The following is a 1,120-nucleotide window of genomic DNA, read 5'->3' as shown; positions in this document are numbered from 1 at the left end:
CCGGCGGTGTCGCCGTGGATGAGGCGTTCGCGCACGCCGGTGAGGCAGTCCGGGTGGCGGTGTGCCTCGTCGATGGCCTGGAGGCAGGGCAGCGGGGTGCCGGTCAGCGCGACCAGCAGTTCCTCGCGACGGATCTCGGCCGGGTCGTGGTCCAGGGGTGCCAGTACGCCGTCGACCAGGCCGATCCGGTGCTGGGCGCCCCGGCATTCGATCAGGTGCGGATCCCCTGCCCGGTCCGGCATCCGTGCGGAAGCGTCCGGTTGAGGTCGAGGCCGATCCGGTACGAGTGCGGCGGCGACCAGCGGATGGAGTCGGTCGGCGTCGATCTCACCGGTGCGCAGGAGTTCCAGGTCGGGCAGGACCCAGGTCGCCGCGTCGGGGAGGACCGGCAGCACGCTGGCGCTGCCGTCCGTCGGCGCCGGTGCGATACGCGGGGTGCCCCCGAGCGGATCCGGGGTCAGCGCGAGCCGGTGCCGGGAGCCGAGCCGTACCGTGACGGGACCGGTCGTGCGGCCCTCGGCGTGGAGCAGGATCGCCGCCTCGGCCGCCCATCGGTCGACGGCGCAGTTCCGCACGTCGGGCACCCTGTGCAGATCCGCGATCGGCGGAGGTTCGTCGCCGGGTGGCCGATCCGCCCCGGACCGGGCCCGCAGCTCACCGCTTCTCCCCGCGTCCCACAGATGTCGGTGCAGGTCGAGGCGGAACCATCGGCTGGGCCGGGGATGCGGATGCCGACGGGCGTCGGCGTGGCGGCGGGTGCCGTCCCACAGCGCGAGGCTGATGCGCTGGCCGCCGTCCGCCCAGGCCGGTGGCGTCCGGACCACCAGGTGCGGCGGACCCGTGGCGTCGTCGCCGTAGCGGGCCAGGGTGAGGGTCAGTCCCGGGCGCAGCAGGCCGTCAGGGGCGATCCTCGGCAGATGCCAACGCAGCAGGTCAGGGGCGAGTCGGCGGAGATCGGCGCGGACCTTGGCGGCCAGTTCCCGGCCGTGGGCGCGCGCTACGGACCGTAGGTCGAGATCGATGTCGACACCGGCGGCGGCGCAGGCGCCCGCCCAGTCCCCGGCACGCCTACGAGCCGTAGCGGTCTCGATCATGGAGGGCGGCACGGCGAACTCGCGCA

Annotated in this window: 1 protein-coding gene; it reads right to left on the bottom strand. The window is 74.6% G+C overall.

What is annotated here, in order from left to right; genetic code table 11:
- The coding region (locus ACNFOC_RS54620) for a hypothetical protein (protein ID WP_416966346.1) at window positions 1-1,120 on the bottom strand (1,120 nt) is incomplete at both ends.

Source organism: Streptomyces colwelliae (assembly GCF_048158785.1).
Taxonomy (GTDB): domain Bacteria; phylum Actinomycetota; class Actinomycetes; order Streptomycetales; family Streptomycetaceae; genus Streptomyces.
Note: the sequence above shows the minus strand (reverse complement) of the source record. Positions and strands in the feature narration are given on the sequence as shown.